The sequence below is a fragment of the Methanobrevibacter sp. 87.7 genome (genome assembly GCF_002208625.1).
In the GTDB taxonomy this organism is placed as follows: domain Archaea; phylum Methanobacteriota; class Methanobacteria; order Methanobacteriales; family Methanobacteriaceae; genus Methanarmilla.
Window position 1 is genome coordinate 1 of sequence record NZ_MRCT01000128.1, and the last position, 5358, is coordinate 5358.

Genomic DNA, 5358 nt, shown 5'->3' on the forward strand with positions numbered 1-5358 from the left:
TTATAAAAGTGTTAATATTTTATTTAATTATAAATAAATATAGTATTAAATTATAATATTTTAATTTTATTAAGATTTTTATATTAATAAAATTTAAGACTTTATTTTTAAAATTATTGGGAGTGGTTATGTGTCTATTATACATAAACATATACAAGAAAAATTTCCATATGATGGAAGTCAAATAGAACCTATGTGGGCTTTTAGAGAATTTAATGTAAGAGGATCTTCAATAATTTCTTGGAGAGGACCTATGAATATTCATCCAGAAAATATTAAAGATTTTGCAGATGTAGGTACTGAAATTAAATCAAATGAAATGTTTCATACTATGACTGAATTTTTTGATTGTCAACCTGCTAATATGAGAATTGCATATTTACGTCAAAGATTATTAATATTAATTTTTAATGAGCATTTAGTTAAAAGAGGTATTATTTCTAATAGGGATGGAGACGATATTTATATTAATGGAAGAAAACTTAGTGTATGTATTGCTACTGCATCAATAAGCTCAATGAAAATTCATTTTGCTCTTAATATTAAGGATGAAGGAACTCCTGATGATGTTGAGACTATTGGTCTTTTTGATATAAAAGATTCTGAAGGTAATCAAATATTTAATGATGATAATATATGTGATTTTATGAATGAAGTTTTAGATGCATATATTAATGAATTAAATACTTTAGATTTAGATATTAGTAAAACTAAAATTTTATAGTTTTATTTATTTAATTATTTGATTTATTAAGATTTTATTTTGTTTTGAGGTAATGTGGTTTTATTTATATTTAAGATGTATATTGTCTTATAAAAATCTAATAAAATTTTTAATTAATTTAAAAATCATTTTATTTAATCAATTTATTGTAAATTTATTTTAAGAAAGTACTAAGAGGTTTAAAAATGAAAATAATTATTAATGGAATAAATGCTAATTTAAGATTTTCAGCAGCTCATATGATACCAACTCATAAATCTTGTGGTTTTATTCATGGTCATTCATATTTTGTTGATATTGAAATAGAAGGTGAAAGATCAGGAGATTTTAATTTTGTTGTTGATTTTAAAGAAGTTAAATCAATTGTAAAAGAAATTTGTAATACTCTTGATCATAGATTTTTAGTACCGATTTATAATAATCATATGGACTTTAAAGATGTAGATAAAGATAATTTATCTGTTGAATCTTTTGATGGTTTTAATAATATTCAATTTAAAATTGAACATAAAGGTTATACTATTCCTAAAGAAGATTGTGTACTTCTTCCTATAAAATATACTTCTGCAGAAGCTTTATCAGAATATTTTGTTGAAAAAATTTATGAAAAACTTTCTAATACAGATAATCTTAAATCAATTTCTGCATGTGTTAATGAAGGTATTGGTCAAGGTGCAATGTTTACAAAAACTATTAATTAGGTCTTATCATGTTGGAAGCTCCTATTGTTGAAATATTTTCAAGTATTCAAGGTGAAGGTTTACTTGTAGGTAGAAGACAAATCTTTGTAAGATTTGCAGGTTGCAATCTTAATTGTAGTTATTGTGATACTGAAGCAAGTAAATCTTCTAAAAATGGAACTATTAAAAATGTTGATTATGTTGTAGATTGTATTAATAAACTTAAAACTCCTGATTTACATTCTGTTTCATTTACTGGCGGAGAACCTAGTTTATATGCTGACTTTATAAAAGAAGTTATTGATAAAATTGATTTTCCTGGTTTTCTTGAAACTAATGGTACATTAACTAAGGAAATTAATAAAATTGATAATTTAGATTATGCTTCTTTAGATATTAAAGTACCTGAGAATTTAGATGATGCTTTTAATTCTAAAATAATCTCTTCAGAAATAAATTCAATTAATCTTTTAATAGAAAAAGGAATTATTGTATATTGTAAAATTGTTGTGCTTCCTAGTTTAGATTTAAAATTATTTGAAAATTTAATTTCTAATATTTCTGAAGCTATTAATGAAAAAAATAAAGTATCAGTTATAATTCAGCCAGTAAGTCCTATTGAACTTTGGAAAAATAATAAAAACAAATTATTTAAGTTTTCGGAGATTGTAGGTAAATATATGGATGTTTTAGTTATTCCTCAATTACATAAGTTTATGGATATTGAATGAATATGTACCATTTATTTTACTATCTATATTTTTATAAATTTTTCATTTTTTTATAGTATTTTATTATTTTTTTTATAAGTTTTTTTATATTTTTTTTATATTATTTTAATTTTTTTCAATTTTTTATTTGTTTGTTTATATCAAAACAGAAAATCATATAGAAAATGTTATTATATATTAAAACATTAATAATATTGTTAAAAGGTGATTAAAAAAAGTAATCTGTTTTTTTATATTATACATTCTTAGTATTTTTTATATTTTGTTTATATTTTTGATTTTTTAGGTATATTCAATTTTAAATTTTAATCTAAGATTTTTTTGTATAATATTTTTTTATTATCTTATTAAAAAAAGATGAGGTGTGTTCTATGAATGATAAAAGCACTAAAAGTTTTAAAAAATCAAGAAACAGAGGATCTATTGAACGTGAAACAAAAGAAGCTGATCATGATGGAGATGTAATGACATTAGTTTCAAAAAATGTTATTTCAGTACCTCCTACTACCTCTATTATAGATACAGCACATAGAATGATAGAACACGAATTTAGAAGAATTCCAATTACAGACCCAGGTTCCAAAAAAATTTTAGGTATTGTAACAACTATGGATATTCTTAGCTTTTTAGGTGGTGGAGATAAATACAATATTATTAAATATAAATGTAATGATAATTATCTCGCTGCAATTAACGAACCTATTAAAGAAATTATGACTCGTGGTGTAATTACTATGAATCATAAAGCTTCTATTAAAGAAACTGTTAAAGCTATGGTAGATAATCATGTAGGTGCAATGCCAATCGTTGATAAAGATGATAAATTAGTAGGTATTGTAACAGAAAGAGATTTTGCTTTAGCACTTGCTGGTGTTTTAACTAAAGAAACAGTTGAGGATTATATGTCTTCTGATATAATTACTATTACTCCAGGAACTTCTTTAGATTATACAACTAAATTTATGGTAAGAAATAGTTTTAGGAGATTACCTATTGTAAGTGAAGATGAAAATGCACCAGACCATACTGAAGATAGAATTATTGGAATTGTAACTTCAACAGATATTTTAAGATACTTTGTTGATAAAAAATTCTTCTCACAAATGGATACAAATGTTGCATCTGATTTATTAGAAGAAATTAAAATTTCTGAAGTAATGTCTAAAGGTGCAAGAACTGTTGAACCAACAACTAAACTTGGTGACTTTGCTGAATTATTAAAAGAGAAAAATATTGGTGGTGTCCCAGTAATTAGTCATGATCAAGTTGTTGGAATAATTACTGAAAGAGATATTCTTAAAGCAATTAATAATAGTTAAATTTCTTAATTAGTAGGTTCTACTAATTTTTTTATTTAATTTTTATAAAAATAAACACGTTTAATAAATTAAAAGGGGACTAGATTATGCAAATTAAAAACATTATGTCTGAAGACTTAATTACTATTGATAAAGATCAAAATCTTTTAGATGGATTAAAATTACTTAGGAAAAATAGAATTTCTAGATTACCTGTTATTAATACTAATAAAAATAATGAAAAAGAATTAGTAGGTATTGTATCTGAAAGAGATATTGCAAAAAAATTAGGTTCTTCTAAATATGAAAAACTTTCTCCATCTGCATTACACATTTCATCTGTTATGGTAAAAGATGTTATTACTGTTGATGAAACAATGAATTTGGTGGATGTAGCTAACATAATGCTTGATAAAGGTATTGGTTCTGTTCCTATTGAATCTGATGGTATTATGGTAGGTATAGTATCTAAAGCAGATTTCGTTGGAATATGTTCTGGTAAAGCATATGAAAAATATACTGTTGGAGATATTATGACTAATGATATTATCTCTGTATCAGTTGATGAAAGATTAGTTCATGCAAGAAGGGTTATTTTAGATAATCATATTGGTAGGTTACTTGTAACTGAAGATAATGAACTTGCAGGAATTATTACATCTAAAGATATTATTAGATGTTTAATTGACTTTAAAAAACATACTCCTGATAAATATCAAAAATCCCAAATTAAAAATCTTTATGTTAGTGATTTAATGTCAGGAAATGTTGAAACTGTCTCTAAAGATGAAAGTATTGTTGATGTTGCAAATAAAATGTTAGAAACTGGATACAATGGTTACCCTGTTGTAGATGAAAATAATAAAGTTATTGGTATCATCACTCAAACAGATTTACTTGCTCTTGTAGCAGATTTAGAAAGTGACTAATCTTATTTTTTAAGTTGAATATTAAGATATTCTTAATATTTAACTATTTTTACTATTTTGGAGGTTCTATTATTAAAGATATTGCTTTTTTAGGGCCTGAAGGTACTTTTACTCATGAAGTAGCATCTAAAATCAGTAATGATTTACTTGCTTGTGATTCAATTAATCATGTAATGGATGCTGTAATTAGTGGTAAATGTTCTAAAGGTGTTGTTCCTATTGAAAATTCTATTGAAGGATCTGTAAATATTATTTTAGATTTACTTGTCCACTCTTATGATTTGATGATAGAAAAAGAAATTATTTATCCTATTAATCATAATTTACTTGCACCTAAAGGTGTAGAACTAAAAGATATTACTGATGTTTTTTCTCATCCACAAGCTTTAGCACAATGTCATAATTATTTAATAGAACATAATATTAAGCCACATCAAACATTAAGTACTGCTATTGCATCAAAGAAAATTAATAATTTTAAAAACTCTGCATCTATAGGTACTTTAAAATCTGCTAAAATATATGGTTTAAATGTTGTTGAGAAAAATATTCAAGATGTAGATAATAATGAAACAAGATTTGTAGTAATATCTAATCATGATTCAAGACCTAGTTCTAATGATAAAACATCTATAGTATTCTCATTATATGATGATAAACCTGGAGGTTTATATGAAATTTTAAGTATCTTTGCTAATAATCATATAAACTTAAGTAAAATAGAGTCTAGACCATCTAAACAAGGTCTTGGAAAATATATATTCTTTATAGATATGTATGGTCATAGAAAAAATGAGAAGATATCTGAAATATTAAATGAGGTTCGTAATAATACTTCATTTTTTAAAATATTAGGTTCATATCCTGTATTTGAATCTTAATAAATTGTTTTTATAGTATTCTGAATTTAAGATGTTATGTATTTTAATTTTATTTAGTGGTTTTTTATAATATTTTAAATTTAAGATATTTATTTTTTTGAATATTGTTTATAAT

6 protein-coding genes are annotated in these 5358 nt (G+C 23.9%); all 6 read left to right on the plus strand.

The genetic code is table 11. The features are described 5' to 3' along the window. Positions 1-130 precede the first annotated feature (130 nt). The 6 genes from BGI41_RS06435 (at position 131) to pheA (ending at position 5243) form a co-directional block, all read left to right on the plus strand. Positions 131-724, plus strand: a complete 594-nt coding sequence (locus tag BGI41_RS06435; RefSeq protein ID WP_088539645.1) for a DUF366 family protein — start codon at positions 131-133, stop codon at positions 722-724. Between the two features lie 185 nt (positions 725-909). Then, on the plus strand, positions 910-1425 hold the full coding sequence (locus tag BGI41_RS06440) for a 6-carboxytetrahydropterin synthase (protein WP_088539647.1): 516 nt from the start codon (positions 910-912) through the stop codon (positions 1423-1425). Positions 1426-1433: 8 nt separating this feature from the next. Next, a complete protein-coding gene (locus tag BGI41_RS06445; protein WP_233126336.1) occupies positions 1434-2135 on the plus strand; it encodes a 7-carboxy-7-deazaguanine synthase QueE in 702 nt (233 codons plus the stop codon). Between the two features lie 371 nt (positions 2136-2506). Further along, complete coding sequence (locus BGI41_RS06450) at positions 2507-3454, plus strand: CBS domain-containing protein (protein ID WP_088539649.1); 948 nt, start codon at positions 2507-2509, stop codon at positions 3452-3454. An 86-nt stretch (positions 3455-3540) separates the two neighbouring features. Beyond that, the gene (locus tag BGI41_RS06455) at positions 3541-4362 is read left to right on the plus strand and encodes an HPP family protein (protein WP_088539652.1); all 822 of its coding nucleotides are present in this window, start codon (positions 3541-3543) and stop codon (positions 4360-4362) included. A gap of 68 nt (positions 4363-4430) precedes the next feature. After that, positions 4431-5243, plus strand: a complete 813-nt coding sequence (pheA, locus tag BGI41_RS06460; protein WP_088539657.1) for a prephenate dehydratase — start codon at positions 4431-4433, stop codon at positions 5241-5243. The last annotated feature ends 115 nt before the right edge of the window (positions 5244-5358 follow it).

What these genes read in the sequence shown, in the direction of transcription:
- BGI41_RS06440 (WP_088539647.1), top strand. Translation starts at nt 910, where the DNA reads ATGAAAATAATTATTAATGGAATAAATGCTAATTTAAGATTTTCAGCA.
- BGI41_RS06450 (WP_088539649.1), top strand. Translation starts at nt 2,507, where the DNA reads ATGAATGATAAAAGCACTAAAAGTTTTAAAAAATCAAGAAACAGAGGA.
- BGI41_RS06445 (WP_233126336.1), top strand. Translation starts at nt 1,434, where the DNA reads ATGTTGGAAGCTCCTATTGTTGAAATATTTTCAAGTATTCAAGGTGAA.
- BGI41_RS06455 (WP_088539652.1), top strand. Translation starts at nt 3,541, where the DNA reads ATGCAAATTAAAAACATTATGTCTGAAGACTTAATTACTATTGATAAA.